At 38.1% G+C, this 14,110-nt stretch carries 12 protein-coding genes; 4 read left to right on the forward strand and 8 right to left on the reverse strand.

The genetic code is table 11. The annotated features are described in order from the left end of the window. Window positions 1-50: 50 nt before the first annotated feature. The 4 genes from ACFXN8_RS10475 (at window position 51) to tatC (ending at window position 3,925) form a co-directional block, all read left to right on the forward strand. Window positions 51-797: a gluconate 2-dehydrogenase subunit 3 family protein gene (locus ACFXN8_RS10475; protein WP_386844876.1), complete on the forward strand. Its 747-nt coding sequence runs from the start codon at window positions 51-53 to the stop codon at window positions 795-797. Between the two features lie 18 nt (window positions 798-815). Further along, the gene (locus tag ACFXN8_RS10480) at window positions 816-2,528 is read left to right on the forward strand and encodes a GMC family oxidoreductase (protein ID WP_386844878.1); all 1,713 of its coding nucleotides are present in this window, start codon (window positions 816-818) and stop codon (window positions 2,526-2,528) included. A gap of 336 nt (window positions 2,529-2,864) precedes the next feature. Beyond that, the gene (gene tatA, locus ACFXN8_RS10485) at window positions 2,865-3,068 is read left to right on the forward strand and encodes a twin-arginine translocase TatA/TatE family subunit (protein ID WP_376074384.1); all 204 of its coding nucleotides are present in this window, start codon (window positions 2,865-2,867) and stop codon (window positions 3,066-3,068) included. 11 nt (window positions 3,069-3,079) lie between these two features. Then, window positions 3,080-3,925, forward strand: coding sequence for a twin-arginine translocase subunit TatC (gene tatC / locus ACFXN8_RS10490; protein WP_386844880.1), 846 nt, complete (start codon window positions 3,080-3,082; stop codon window positions 3,923-3,925). Between the two features lie 14 nt (window positions 3,926-3,939). Here the strand turns inward: tatC and ACFXN8_RS10495 are convergent, their stop codons facing one another. The 8 genes from ACFXN8_RS10495 to ACFXN8_RS10535 form a co-directional block, all read right to left on the reverse strand. Continuing rightward, window positions 3,940-4,755 carry a metallophosphoesterase gene (locus tag ACFXN8_RS10495; protein WP_386844882.1) on the reverse strand — a complete coding sequence of 272 codons (816 nt, stop codon included), beginning with the start codon at window positions 4,753-4,755 and terminating at the stop codon, window positions 3,940-3,942. Between the two features lie 486 nt (window positions 4,756-5,241). After that, on the reverse strand, window positions 5,242-5,964 hold the full coding sequence (locus tag ACFXN8_RS10500) for an amino acid ABC transporter ATP-binding protein (protein WP_386844884.1): 723 nt from the start codon (window positions 5,962-5,964) through the stop codon (window positions 5,242-5,244). Further along, entirely contained in the window at window positions 5,957-6,616 is a 660-nt protein-coding gene (locus ACFXN8_RS10505; RefSeq protein WP_376074388.1) for an amino acid ABC transporter permease, read from the reverse strand. The genes ACFXN8_RS10500 and ACFXN8_RS10505 overlap by 8 nt, the downstream gene beginning before the upstream one ends. A gap of 85 nt (window positions 6,617-6,701) precedes the next feature. Next, entirely contained in the window at window positions 6,702-7,499 is a 798-nt protein-coding gene (locus ACFXN8_RS10510) for a transporter substrate-binding domain-containing protein (protein ID WP_386844887.1), read from the reverse strand. A gap of 596 nt (window positions 7,500-8,095) precedes the next feature. Further along, the gene (locus ACFXN8_RS10520; protein WP_376074390.1) at window positions 8,096-9,103 is read right to left on the reverse strand and encodes an asparaginase; all 1,008 of its coding nucleotides are present in this window, start codon (window positions 9,101-9,103) and stop codon (window positions 8,096-8,098) included. A gap of 117 nt (window positions 9,104-9,220) precedes the next feature. Continuing rightward, window positions 9,221-10,660: a M20 family metallopeptidase gene (locus tag ACFXN8_RS10525; RefSeq protein WP_376074391.1), complete on the reverse strand. Its 1,440-nt coding sequence runs from the start codon at window positions 10,658-10,660 to the stop codon at window positions 9,221-9,223. A 16-nt stretch (window positions 10,661-10,676) separates the two neighbouring features. Further along, a complete protein-coding gene (locus tag ACFXN8_RS10530) occupies window positions 10,677-11,900 on the reverse strand; it encodes an MFS transporter (RefSeq protein WP_386844890.1) in 1,224 nt (407 codons plus the stop codon). A gap of 100 nt (window positions 11,901-12,000) precedes the next feature. Beyond that, window positions 12,001-13,965 carry a helix-turn-helix domain-containing protein gene (locus tag ACFXN8_RS10535; protein WP_386844892.1) on the reverse strand — a complete coding sequence of 655 codons (1,965 nt, stop codon included), beginning with the start codon at window positions 13,963-13,965 and terminating at the stop codon, window positions 12,001-12,003. Window positions 13,966-14,110: the final 145 nt, after the last annotated feature.

Raw genomic sequence — 14,110 nt, forward strand, 5'->3', positions numbered from 1 at the left:
TGATTATAAAAAATAGAATAGTTTCTATACATTTTGAGGGGAGGATTTCGATGAGTCCGGAAAAGGATATTTCACGTCGTGATTTTTTAAAAACAACAGGGATCGCAGCAGGTACATTAGTCGGCGGTGGCTTAATAGGAGGTCTTGTAGGCTATAACATGCCTGGTAAAGGAACTGCCACGCTAGAGCATGGGCAGCATGGAACCGCTACTGAAGAGACCGGTTCGCCAAAAGCTAAAATGTTCTTTATGAATCAACGAGATTTTAATATTTTAGCAAATGCTACTGAACGTATTTTCCCTGAGGATGATTTAGGTCCAGGGGCAAAGGGCTTAGATGTGCCCTACTTTATCGATCATCAGCTAGCGGGGCAATACGGCAGCAATTCTAAAGAATATATGCACGGCCCCTTTGGTGAAGGCGCTCCAACACAAGGCTATCAGAGTCGATTAACTCGTGCAGAAATTTTTAAGCAAGGTGTTCAAAAGCTGGAGTCGGAAGCACAAAATCGTTATAAAAAGAGCTTTAATGATATCGATGGGAAGCAAATGGACGAAATTTTAACTGCCTTCCAGAAAGGTGACGTGCAAATGAGTGGTGTCACATCTGCTTTCTTCTTTACTTTATTACGAGCCGCAACATTAGAGGGCGCTTACTCTGACCCTATTTATGGTGGAAATCGCAATATGGATGGATGGCGTATGAAAGGTTTCCCTGGTCATCAAATGGCGTATATTACGCAAATCGAAGATCCGAAATTCCAAAAAATTGAGCCTAATTCATTAGGTAGCCACTAATATAAGGGGGGTTAGAAAATGGCAACAACATTACCAGGTGTAGACGTTGTTACAGTAGGGGTAGGTTGGACCGGCGGCATTGTCGCTGCTGAGTGCTCAAAGGCTGGCTTAAAGGTTGTTGGTTTAGAGCGTGGACAAAGGCGTGGCACTGAGGATTATCTAACGGTCCATGACGAGTATCGTTATGCAATTCGTTATGATATTATGCAAAACCTTTCTAAGGAAACGGTAAGCTTCCGTAATAATCGCAATATGAAGGCATTGCCTATGCGTCAGCTCGGTTCCTTTTTACTTGGTGAAGGGCTTGGCGGCTCTGGTACACATTGGAACGGTATGACGTATCGCTTCTTACCATATGATTTTCAAATTAAAACATTAACAGACAAACGTTATGGACCGAAAAAACTTGGACCCGATTTCTTATTACAGGATTGGGGATTAACATACGATGAACTTGAACCCTATTTCGACAAATTCGAAAAAACGGCTGGTATTTCTGGAGATGATAAAAATCCATTTAGCGGAAAACGTTCAAACCCTTATCCGACCGGCCCTATGAAAATGACACCAATGCTTACGCAATTTGAAACAGCTGCAAAAAAATTAAAATTATCGCCTTACATGGTTCCTTCTGCAAATTTATCAGAAGTTTATAAGAACCCTGACGGTGAAACGATTAATGCTTGTCAATATTGCGGCTTCTGTGAACGCTTTGGCTGTGAATATGGCGCCAAATCATCTGCAGAGATTACTGTTGTTCTTACTGCATTAAAAACAAATAATTTTGACTTACGCTATAATTCCAATGTTGTTGAAATCTTAAAGAAAGGCAATAAAGTAACTGGTGTCCGATACATCGATACAATATCTGGTGAAGAATTTATTCAACCAGCAAACGCTGTTGTACTTACTAGTTACGTCTTTAATAATGCCAAGCTCTTGATGGTTTCTAACATTGGCGAACGCTATGATCCTGCTACTGGAAAAGGGACACTTGGAAGAAACTATTGCTATCAAATACTACCCGGAGCAGCAGGATTTTTTGATGAGCAGTATAACACCTTTATGGGTGCAGGTTCACTTGGTATGAGCTTAGATGACTATAATGGTGATAATTTCGATCATAGTGACTTAGATTTTATTCACGGCGGAAGTATCGCTCTAACACAAACGGGTGCACGCCCTATCGGCTCGAACCCAACACCCCCCGATACACCAACATGGGGATCAGAATTTAAAAAGCAATCGATTCATTACTATACACGCTCATTCGGGATTGGTGCACAAGGGGCTTCGATGCCACATAAAGAAAATTATTTATCTCTTGATTCTACGTATAAGGATGCTTACGGCTTACCTTTAATGCAGTTAACGTACAACTTTACGGATCAGGATCGCGCACTTCATAAATATATTTCAGCACGTGCGGCTGACATTATGAAAGAAATGGGCGCCAAAACTGTTGTCCCAAATGCCGAAATCACTGATTACAATATTGTACCGTATCAAACAACTCATAATACAGGCGGGACAGTTATGAGTTTAAAGCCAGAGGACGGCGTTGTGAATAACTACCTACAGCATTGGAATGTAGAAAATCTTTTTGCTGTGAGTGCTGGAAACTTTGCACACAATAGTGGTTATAACCCTACAGGTACCTTAGGGGCACTAGCCTACCGCTGTGCAGAGGGTGTTGTGAAATATAGCAAATCAGGCGGTTCCTTAGTATAACTTCTTTCAGCGGGTGTTTGGACACCCGCTGAAATAGAGGAACTCAGTCTAAGAACGCCACGTCCTGTGGCAATTTATCTGTGCGAAAGCGAAGCGATAGCAATAGGATTTTATCTGTGCGAAAGCGTAGCGGCAGCAACACGGTTTTATCTGTGCGAAAGCGAAGCGACAGCAACAACAACAACTGAGTGATCAACATCACGTTGGCCCAAAGCCTTCGGCGGATGTCACGGAATCGGAAAGGAGTTCTTTGTGCTTGCACAAAGCCGATTCCAGACGTAATTATGCCGAGGCATAATTGATATACTAAACAAATTATTAAAAGGAGGCAAAACTATGGGAGGTCTTGGAGCAATTGGACTACCTGGATTAATCGTTATTTTGGTCATTGTTTTAATCGTGTTTGGTCCTAAAAAATTGCCGGAAATCGGCGGTGCAGTCGGTAAAACATTCGCAGAGTTTAAAAAGTCCACGAAAGGGCTTATCGATGATGAGGATGATCCGGCGAAAAAAGAAGAAAAAAAATCTGACGCTTCGTAGGAGGTTATCCTATGGATCCATATGAAGAAGGAAAAAGAAAATATTTAAGTCCACTTGATAAGAAAGAAGCCGAGCCTCTCACCTCTGTAGAGGCTTTTGTGAAAGTTCCAGTAGAGACAATTGAACAGGATATGGTAGTAAATGAACCCCTTTTTCCAATTGCATCGTTGCTTGAACATCTCACTGAACTACGAAAACAAATGATTAAAGGGCTTATCGTATTTATTCTATTTTTTATTATCGTATTCTCTACCATTAATATTTGGTTTCCTTATGTCACTCGAGGACATTCACTAATTATTTTAGGGCCTTTAGAGGTTGTGAAATTTTACATGACGATTTCCACAACACTGGCATTCGGGCTATCTTTGCCCTTTTTAGTTCATTTTTTGTGGAGTTTCGTAAAGCCAGGTTTAAAAGAAGAAGAAAGCCGTTTCCTCGGTCTTTACGCACCTGTCATGCTTGTACTCTTTTTATTAGGCGTAGCTTTCGGTTATTTCATTGTTAATCCACTCAGCTATTCATTTTTAGTGAGGATAGGGTCAACTAATTTTGATGTTATGGTATCAGCCAGTGAATACATGCATTTTTTAGTGATGACAACTGTACCACTCGGACTACTCTTTGAATTACCAATTGTAGCCCTCTTTTTATCGTCCATAGGGATCCTGACAGCTGAATCCATGAAAAAAATACGAGGCTGGTCTTATATCGGGATGGGCGTTGGTTCTGCTTTGATTACACCACCTGATTTTATTAGTCAGCTACTCGTATTAATTCCAATGATTATTTTATATGAAATAAGCATCTATCTCGTTAAACGTATAGAGCGTAAACAAATAGAAAGCACTGCGTAGCAAAGACGCAGTGCTTATTTTTTCTTTAATTCCATTACAAGAATCTCTGGTGGATTAAAAACTCGAATAGGTACTGTACTATTACCTAATCCTCGACTAACGGCCATAGTTGTTGTTCCTTCCTCAATAACGCCAGCCGTATATTTCGGGAATATTCCCTGTCCTCGTGCGAAAAGACCGCCAATACCAGGAATTCGAACTTGTCCACCGTGTGCATGTCCTGCAAATACTAAATCAATTCCAAACTCCACATACGTATTAAACACTTCTGGTCGATGCGCTAGTAAAATCGTTAATACATTTGGTGGAACATTTTTTGTTGCTATCTCTAGCATTTCTTTCGTTGTTCTACCCGATAACGGATCTTCGATGCCAACAATCGCCAAGCGCTCCCCGTCGCGCTCAATGAAGGCCGATTCATTGGACAATACATGTACACCTAACGATGATAGCTCGTCATAAATTACATTCACTTTATTCGTCGCTACTTCATGGTTTCCTAGTACATAATAGACATCCGCTAATTTAACTAATCCTCTAACAGCCTGCAAGCTTCGCTCCAAATTATAACGATTACTATCAACTAAATCACCTGTAATAAAAATCAGGTCAGGATTTGTTGTCTTAACCTTTGCAATGAGTTTCTCTTGCTGTTCGCCAAAGAGAGCATCCTGTAAATCTGTTATTTGCGTAATGCGTAGCCCATCAAAGCTGGCGGGCACTTTTTCTGATTCGAATTCATGCTTGCTTACAACCAGCCAATGATTGTTTACGTACAAAAAAATGACTATAAAAACAACAAAAAAAGCTACATATAATAATTTTTTCAATCGCAATCGCTCACTTTGTGGCTACTTTTTCATCAGATCAATTTCGCCTTGGCGTAATTGTAGCTGTCGCTACAGAAAACATTTGCCACTGACTCTTCGCTTTCGCGCAGATAAACTGCCACAGGACGTGGCGTTATTAGACTGAGTTCCTCTCACTGAAAAGGAACACATCTGCATTCATCTCACCACCTTCAGAGGTGGGAGCTTCTACTAAATGAAGATAAAAAATCTGACCCCCCTATTATAAGCATAAAACAAAGTAATTGTAAGCACATACGCATAAAATCATTAGATTGCACAAAAAGAGTAACCTAACGTATACTGTCGACTGACTGTCAAGCATCCTTGGTTTATTACACAAACACTGAGGGTTTTTGTATGGGCACCTCCATGTTTATCATGTATGGATACCTCAACAAGTGAACCAAAGTAAACAAAAAACGCATTTAGACACTCCTTTAATAGAGTCTAAATGCGTTATCTCATTTATAATACTTTTTCTAAAAAATCCTTCGCACGCTGTGTAGATGGTGATAAGAAAAACTCTTCTGGTGGTGCATCCTCAATTAACTTTCCGCCATCAAGGAATAGTATACGATCAGCCACTTCACGTGCAAAGCCCATCTCATGCGTTACGATTAACATCGTCATCCCAGTATCAGCAAGATTTTTCATAACCGCCAATACCTCTTTTACCATTTCAGGATCAAGAGCTGAAGTAGGCTCGTCAAATAAAATTACTTTTGGATCCATTGCTAGTGCTCTAGCAATAGCAACACGTTGCTTCTGTCCTCCTGATAGACGGCTTGGATATTCATTGCGCTTTTCAAATAGACCTACCTTCGTTAATAAATCTTCAGCCTTTTTGATAGCCGCTGTCTTATCCATTCCTTTCACATTAATCGGTGCGTATGTTAAATTTTCAAGTACCGTTTTATGAGGGAAAAGATGAAAATGCTGAAATACCATACCGACTTCTTCACGGATCTTCATCATGTTTGTCCCTTTGTCCGTTAGAACGTCACCCGCAATTGTAATCTTTCCGCTCGTTGGTTCTTCTAATAAATTTAAGCAGCGCAGGAATGTTGATTTACCAGACCCTGATGGACCAATAATAGCAATTACTTCTTTTTCTTTAATTTCTGTTGAAATACCCTGTAGTACTTCGTTTTGTCCATATGATTTGTGTAAATCTTCAATTTTAATCACTTTTTCTCATTCCTTTCTCAATTCGTCTACCAAGGAACGTTAAGACAAGCGTCATAATGTAGTAGATCACACCCGCAAATAGTAAAGGCTCAAGATAGCGATATGTTGAACCACCTACAATGTAAGCACGGCGCATAATATCAAGTGCACTAATAACCGTCACAACAGCTGTTTCTTTATTTAATGTAATAAACTCATTTACTAAAGATGGTAAAATATTTTTTACGGCTTGTGGGATAATAATATCTTTCATCATTTTCGCATATGGAATACCTAGCGCTTGTGCCGCTTCCATCTGTCCTTTATCAACCGCATTAATACCAGCGCGGATGATTTCTGAAATATAAGCACCTGAGTTTAACCCGAATGCAATAATAGCCGTTGGAACTGGATCAATTTGAATATCTAATAATTGTGGCACTGCATAATAGATAATCATTAATTGTAGTACGAGCGGTGTACCACGGAAAATCGATGTATAAAAATCTGCAAACCAACGCAAAACATTCACTTTACCAATTTTGCATAACGCTAGTAATATACCAACTATAAAACCGATGATTGATGCACCGATTGCAATTTGAAGTGTAACACCTATCCCTTTTAATATATAAGGAATAGAGGGAATGATAGCTGTAAAATCTAAATTCACAGTGCCCCCTCCTTTCTTGTTCTTTTTTCAGGAAATGAAAGATATAAGCGATAGCTCGAAATAGAGCTATCGCAGTTAAACTTGCTTATTTAACTTTTAACCATTTGTCTTCTAGCTCTTTAATTTTACCTTCAGCAGCTAATTCTTTTAATGCTTTGTTAATTTTATCTTTAAGATCGCTTCCTTTTGGAACAGCGATTGCTTTAAAGTCTTCAGGTTGTTCTTTAACAGGGAACGCTTCTAGTTTATCGTTCGTATCAAGATAACCTTTCGCTACGCCACTTTCTACAATCCCCGCATCTAAACGCTTAGACATCATGTCTTGAACAATTTCAGGAATACGAGTACGTCCTTCAACGCTAGCATCTACTTCTTTTGCAATTTTATTACCTAAAGTTTCTTGGATAGAAGCGTTTTGGACACCAATTTTTTTACCAGCTAAATCAGCCTCTTTTTTAATTCCACTATCCTTTTTCACGATGAACACTTGCTCTGTTTGATTATATTTATCAGAGAAATCTACAACTTTTTCACGTTCTTTATTAGGTGACATACCTGAAATAACAATATCCACTTTTCCTGCTTGTAAAGCTGGCACTAGACTATTGAAGTCGATATCTTGGACTTCTATTTCTGCACCAATCTTTTCACCAACTAAGTTAATTAAATCAATATCAAAACCAATAATATCTTCACCTTTTGCAGCGTCAACATACTCAAATGGTGCATAATCAGATGAAGTACCTACTTTTAATACTTGCTTTTGTTCTGTACCTCCGCTAGCATTTGAATCTTTATCGCTTGCCTTATCATCTTTTGCGCCACATGCTGCTAGTACACCAATTACTAGAATGAGCATGAGCATGAAAAATTTGTTCTTCATATTCAACGAACTCCTTTTATCTATGTTTTATTGTCTATGAAACTCTTGTTCTCGAAAATTACCAAATGGATATTTATTCACTATAGAGAATAAATATCTATCTGCTAATAAGATATACTCTTTCGAAGTAATAATCAAGCTAATCTGAAAATTTCCCGATAAAATATTATATGCATAATTTTCCGAAAAATCAATCCTTTTAGGTTTCCAAAGGGAATACCGACTACCGATGGATAAGCTCAGTAGCACCAGTAGCACCAGTTCCACTGTAGCGAATTCTGTTTTAAATACTTTAAACGTAGCTTCGTCCACAGCGTTGTCATAAGGGCATCCTTTCATGCTCAGTGACCGTTTGATACCGAATGTTTCAAGACTCTCAGAAATAAGTTTGTTATCAAACTATACATGTTTTATAGGAATCCCTGCTAATCTCATTTCAATTGCTTTCATTTTCACTTCTACTGGATAACTAACTCTTGTCCCCATAGAAAAACACCTTCACGTTGATTTGTTACGGTACAATACCCGTTTTTCAACGAAAGGTGTTTTTATTTGTCTCATTTTTTTAGGTCAGTCTTATTTTCGAATAGAATCCTTTATTGTTCCATTTTTCCTGTTATTACGGTTAAATCTCCTGCCAATGGCGTTTCAATAATTTCCTTAACCCTAGCTAAAGAATTTGTCTGTCCAAGTGCCCACATTAATTTGGCAACGATTGCTTCCGTATTCATATCTCCGGAAAAAATAACTTGATGCTGCGCTACTTTGCGTCCCACTTCATACAGGAGCAAGTCCTCCCCTTCTTCCAGACATTGGGTCGTAATGACAACAGCAATTCCTTTATCCGTCAGCTCTTCGATTTTCGTAAGCAGGCTTCTTTCTTCAAAAGGCAGCCCGCCGTTTCCGAAACTTTCAATAATAATTCCTTTATATAAGTCTTTTAAACAATCAAAAATCTCAGGCTTAGCGCCAGGATATAATTTCATTAGAAATACGTCCGTACATAAATTCATATTGAATACAACCTTCTGTTCACTAGGTGTGGGTTTCCAATTATATTTCACTTCACTTTTATTTACAGAAGCAACATATGGGTGATTGATACTTTCAAACGCATCATAGCTTTTTGTCCGCATCTTAATCGCACGAGTTCCTAGGATCACTCTACCATCAAAAACGATAAACACGCCGCCTATATCCTCGCAAGCGATTCGTAAAGCGTCCGCAACATTTTTCTTAGCATCAGTTTTTTTAAAGCTCATTGGGATTTGCGAGCCGGTTAGCACAACTGGTTTGTCCAGACCTTGAAGCATATAAGACAGCGCTGAGGATGTATAGGCTAACGTATCAGTTCCATGAGTAATTACAAATCCATCGTATTCATCATAATTTTTATATACTGATTCAGCAATTTTTACCCAATGCTCAGGCTGCAAATTTGTACTGTCTATATTCATTAAGATTTTACCGTCGATTTTTATGTTATCGAATGCTTCTGGAAGGAAATGCAACAATTCTTCAACTGATAATACTGGAGTAAGCCCCTCATTTCCTTCTACACATGCAATTGTTCCACCGGTAGTAAGTATTAATATCTTCTTCATAAGCAACATCTCCAAAGTAATTCGAAAGGTGTATTTATTAAACACAATAATAGCTTTTACTTTAATTATTACAATATAAATTTAAACGTTTTATTTACACACCGCCCGCACAATGAATTATCTTAGCTTTGGTGGCAGGAGATCTTTCGGGATTGGTGCTGAATAGGTTTGACCCCCAAGCCGTTTGTTATGCTCAGCCTTGGCCGCAGTAAGTATATCAGGAGATTGTATGATTTCAATGGCAGTTGCTGCCATAATTTCTCCGGCTTGGAGCATTGCTTTTTGTGCATAGGAAACAGCACCTTGTGATACAACCTGCCAAGTATGCGGTGCGGTTCCAATCACCCATGTCGCTGTATTACATTGCATGGTTGGGACAATCCAACTAACATCTCCTACATCAGTCGAAGCATACATGAGTTCTTCGGTTTTAGACAGAGGTGGGATAACCGTAGCAATCGGTGAAGCAAGAAGCTTCTCTTGTGTTTCAAAATCAAACTTCATAATATTTTGTTGAATATCCTTATTACTTAAAGTTTGCTGAATTTCCCGAGCAAAATCCATTTCATCTTGTGTATACGTCGGCAGTCCAATTTCCTGTATTTTCTCATACATGACATTAGCCATAGTAGAGTTTGGAATTAACTCTGAATAGCCTCCTTCAAATTTGTAGTTCATGCTTACACTTGTCATTAACGCTGCACCTTTTGCAATATCAACGACCCGTTCAAAAATCTCATCAAGCTGCTCCCGTTTGGGTGCACGAATGGAATACACAACATCAGTATGAGCTTGTACAACATTTGGTGCATCGCCGCCTGCATTGGTAATCGCATAATGAATACGTGCTTCAGGGATAATATGCTCGCGCAAAAAGTTGACACCAACATTCATTAATTCAACAGCATCTAACGCGCTTCGCCCGAGATGAGGTACAGCTGCTGCATGAGCACTTCGACCTTCAAAGGAGAATTTAACTGTATAAGTAGCAAGAAAAGACATATTTAAAGGGGCGGTATAATTGCCAGGATGCCAGCTGAGAGCGAAGTCTACATCGTTAAATAATCCCTCCCTTACCATAAATACTTTGCCACCGCCACTTTCTTCAGCTGGACATCCATAATAACGAATCGTTCCACTCAGTTTGTGCTGCTTTAAATATTCTTTTATGGCCACGACAGCTGCAAATGATCCTGTGCCTAATAAATTATGACCACATCCATGTCCATGTCCGCCTTTGAGAATCGGAACGTGCTTTGAAATCCCTTCTTGTTGGCTTAACCCTTCTAGTGCATCGAACTCACCTAAAATTGCAACAATCGGGTGTCCCGAACCGCACGAGGCAACAAAACCTGTATCAAGCCCAGCAACAGGTGATTGAACTTCGAACCCTTCTTTCATTAAGGCTTCTTTCATTGCATTAGAGGATTTCTCCTCCTCAAAGCGGATTTCAGGGTGTGTCCAAATAAAATCACTTAGCTCAATAAATTGTTGTCTTTTTTTGTTAATTACATTTTTGGCAAATTGGGAAAATAATATTGAAGTTGAATTTGACATATGAAATACCTCCTTATTAAGACACGCTTGATGATAGTTGCTCTGGTTGCTCAGGCTGCTTTGTTGTACGGAATGTAATAATTGCAATCAAGCAGACAATAGCAAAGCCAATTAGCATCCAAAATGCCATGTCAAAGCTTCCTGATGCATCAAAAATAAAGCCAATTAATGTAGGTGCTAAAAAGCCAGCTAGCTGTCCTCCTACATTTACAAACCCCATTGCAGATCCCGCCACTGAAGTTGGTGTATTTTTAAGAAGGATGGCGTTTAATAGAATAATGACAACAGCAATTGCGAAAGTTACGATTGTTTGAAATATAATAAAACTTGTAATAGATGTCGCTGTAAACATAAAGTACATTAGTACAGCGATTAGAACTGTACCGATAATACCAGGTATCTTTTCTTTCCCCTGTGGAATTTTATCCATAATAACGCCACCTAGTAACATACCTATAAGCATAGCAACACCTGGAATTGTTTGAACCCAACCAATGGATACTAAATCTAATCCGCGCACACTTGACAAATAGCTAGGAATCCAGCTTGTTAGCCCCCATTGAACCGTATAAATGGCAAAGAAGGATACAAAAATACTCCATAACAATGGCATTTTTAATACTGTCTTTAAAGGACTTTTACCTTGTTGTACCTGCATACTGGCTGAATCTTGACTAATTGCTTCATGTGGTACTTTTAAGAAAAAGAGATAAAGCACTACAACTAAGGCACCGATTAAGGCAACACCTATAAATAGAGGCCGCCATCCAAAAGAGATCAATAAATAGGCTGAAAGAATGGGTGTTAATATCGCCATAACACCACCACTTGACAATAAAATGGATTGTGCACGTCCACGTTCTTTATGCGGGAAGGTTTCTGAAATTGCTTTCGTTGAAGCAGGCATAAAGCCTCCCTCACCTAAGCCGAATAGGAAACGTATGACTAACAGCATAAATAAAGAATTGACACCCCCTGTTAATCCTGTAAATAGTGAAAGAAGCAGAACCGAAATTGTAACTATTTTACGGGGTCCGAATTTATCTGCCAACAAGCCTCCCGGTATTTGCATAATTGCATAACCTAGGAAAAATGTGCTTAATACAATTCCCGTATGTGTTGCATTAAGCGATAAATCTTTAGAAATATCAACGATCGCATAATTAATAACAAAACGATCGAAATTACCTAAAGCCCATCCCAAAAATAAAAGTGCTAAGATTACGGACTTATTCTTCATCCAATCCCTCCAAGCATTTAGAATATTTAGTTTATTGTAAAAGATATAAATATAGAAGAAGCTCCATAATTTTCATAAAAAACATAGAGCTTCTTCTATATCAAATAAGATGATTATCGTATAAATAGCATGCTAGTTGTATTCTTAATAAATGCTCGCGATTATCAAATGAAAGGTTTAAAATCTTTTCGATTTTACCTAGACGTTGATAAAGTGTATTAATATGAATAAATAATTGATTCGCTGTTTCTTTTGGAGAGGTATTACATGCAACATATGCCCTTAGCGTGTTAGCCAAATCATTTCTTTCCTGACTAAGAGGATCAAATATTTCATTTATAAAGCTCTCAATATACTCCTTTGATTGTGTCAAAAATAATGTATTGATTCCGAGACTATCATAAGAAATTACACTAGTATTTTGATTACGAGCCCCATAATCACATGCCTTTTGTGCTTCATCTGTTAGTTTTTTTATATATGCCAAATCTCGTTGACCAGTGCTAATACCAGCGTATAGAGGAACACGGAAAAATATAGAAAAGTTGCTAATCAGGGTTGATATTTCTTGTTTAATGGTTTTAAATTCCATCCAATCATTATATGGTACAAAAATGGTAATCTGATTATTTGTTCCAAATAAAAATATTCCATAGTCCCTTAGCTGCTTTTCGATAGCAACAATAAGCTTATGAAGCTCCAATTCAGAAGAAATAGAATGTTTTTCCTGGGCTATCATTACAACAATCATGCAAAAGGATTGATTAAAATGATAGTCTATTTTTTGATTTAATAGCTGGATGGCCTCCGTGCTTGGAACAGAGGAAATACGATGAAAAAATTCCTGGTTATGTTTCAAATAGCGATCCATCAACGACTGTTTTTTCAGAATCTCGTTGGAAATCATCATTGCACATTGTTCAAGTACCATACGATTTGTCTCAGAAATCTCCTGCTTAGCTTCAACAACTAGTGCTGCTATAATAAAATGATCAAGGATAATTGGTTGTGCGTAAAAAGCATCCCCTTCCATTTCAACATAATTCCCTTCTGGATAAACTTGGATTTTCTTAAACAGCTCATCGAAAAATTTATCGTCCCTTTTAGATGGATTGGTCTGAATTTCCTCATAATATATAAAATCATAATAAATCAGAGCCATTTGAAGGATGGACTGAATTTCTTTTACAATGGCTGGAATACCTTTGTTCGATAAAGAAAGGGACATTAATGTATCGTGAATTTGATTGCGAATGGATAAGTAATTTTCGCGTTCCTGGAGTTGTTGGTATATACGTGCATTAAAAATAGCCAGTGCCATTTGCGAGGCAAAGTGCTCCATTGTTTTCACATCTAACTCCGAAAAGGACCATTGTTTTTTTTGCTGATGAAGTAAAATAACACCCACCGTTTTTTCAGACAACTTAATTGGTACAGCAATGAGCCCACTAGATTGATAAAGCTTTTCTTCTGGTGCTAGTATTGCTAAATTTTTTTCAGAAACATCATTAAAGTATTGAGCGATTTCTGCTCGGTTAGTAAATAACTTTGATTCCCCCTCAGCAAAGATTTTTCCCACAATTGCTTCACCAATTTGAAATTTAGCATGGCGAATCTTTTTATTCAAACCGACTGTAGCGATATTTTCAAGTATCTTTGTTTGCTCATTATAGAGTGTTAAAATGCCTGTGGAAGCTGCCGGAATTGCAACAACTGCGTTTTGTAGAATATTCTCAAGTAGCGATTCCACTTTTTCATTTGTCACAATAGCTTGTAGCCCTTCTTGAAGTTTTTGAATTTCATTTTCTTTGTAATATACACTTTTTTTAATAAATATTATTTCAAATAAATCCTGAAAGTAGGCAAGCTCTTCTTCCGTTAGAGACTTATTCACTTCAAACAATACTGTCAATGTTTCAGCGTAGTAAAATGAGTAACGTTTACCTTGTAGTTCCTCCTGAACAATCCACTCAATTGACGGCTGCCAATCTTCCTTAAAACCAAGCGAAAACTTTGAAATCTGAAACTTCTTTAGCGTCCTACTGAAAAATAGTTGCAAATCCATAGTCATCACCATCCCTAATTTATTCAAGTGAATTTCTATTAATAAATCACAGGAAACCTCTTAACTTGTACGAAAAAATTAAGACCCTATTTGGATCTGTTACAATATTAGAGAACATCACCTCATTATTGCGTCTATCTATTCA

This window comes from Lysinibacillus sp. NPDC059133, from assembly GCF_042755925.1.
Classification (GTDB): Bacteria; Bacillota; Bacilli; order Bacillales_A; family Planococcaceae; genus Lysinibacillus.

What these genes read in the sequence shown, in the direction of transcription:
- ACFXN8_RS10475 (WP_386844876.1), top strand. Translation starts at nt 51, where the DNA reads ATGAGTCCGGAAAAGGATATTTCACGTCGTGATTTTTTAAAAACAACA.
- ACFXN8_RS10525 (WP_376074391.1), bottom strand. Translation starts at nt 10,660, where the DNA reads ATGTCAAATTCAACTTCAATATTATTTTCCCAATTTGCCAAAAATGTA.
- ACFXN8_RS10520 (WP_376074390.1), bottom strand. Translation starts at nt 9,103, where the DNA reads ATGAAGAAGATATTAATACTTACTACCGGTGGAACAATTGCATGTGTA.
- tatC (WP_386844880.1), top strand. Translation starts at nt 3,080, where the DNA reads ATGGATCCATATGAAGAAGGAAAAAGAAAATATTTAAGTCCACTTGAT.
- ACFXN8_RS10535 (WP_386844892.1), bottom strand. Translation starts at nt 13,965, where the DNA reads ATGGATTTGCAACTATTTTTCAGTAGGACGCTAAAGAAGTTTCAGATT.
- ACFXN8_RS10510 (WP_386844887.1), bottom strand. Translation starts at nt 7,499, where the DNA reads ATGAAGAACAAATTTTTCATGCTCATGCTCATTCTAGTAATTGGTGTA.
- tatA (WP_376074384.1), top strand. Translation starts at nt 2,865, where the DNA reads ATGGGAGGTCTTGGAGCAATTGGACTACCTGGATTAATCGTTATTTTG.
- ACFXN8_RS10480 (WP_386844878.1), top strand. Translation starts at nt 816, where the DNA reads ATGGCAACAACATTACCAGGTGTAGACGTTGTTACAGTAGGGGTAGGT.
- ACFXN8_RS10530 (WP_386844890.1), bottom strand. Translation starts at nt 11,900, where the DNA reads ATGAAGAATAAGTCCGTAATCTTAGCACTTTTATTTTTGGGATGGGCT.